This is a genomic window from Bacillus sp. SIMBA_154, from assembly GCF_046536015.1.
Classification (GTDB): domain Bacteria; phylum Bacillota; class Bacilli; order Bacillales; family Bacillaceae; genus Bacillus; species Bacillus pumilus_P.
Genome location: NZ_JAWJBV010000362.1, coordinates 1 through 262, shown reverse-complemented (window position 1 = coordinate 262; position 262 = coordinate 1). Strand labels below are relative to the sequence as shown.

Sequence of the window (262 nt, the reverse complement as noted above, 5' to 3'; positions counted from 1 at the left end):
ATTTACAGTCATTTCTTCAATGTTCAGGTTGAGATTTTTAAATGTTTGGCTTCTCGTCGCCAATATTTCATCAATTCCTTCGGTCGTTAATGATAGGATCTGCTTCAATTCATCAATTGTCGGTGTCTCCCTGAATAGATGGCGCTCTTGAAAGTCAACATTGTGGGCTTTTAACCAATGTTTCGTTTTTCGGCATGATGTGCAGCTCGGGTATGAATAAAAAATAAGTTCTTTCATTTTTAAAAATTCCTCCCTCGGATAA

1 protein-coding gene is annotated in these 262 nt (G+C 37.0%); it reads right to left on the bottom strand.

Annotated features, from left to right (window positions below):
* On the bottom strand, positions 1 to 237 hold a 237-nt coding region (locus R0K30_RS22380), incomplete at its 3' end, for a Spx/MgsR family RNA polymerase-binding regulatory protein (RefSeq protein ID WP_410613092.1).
* Positions 238 to 262: the final 25 nt, after the last annotated feature.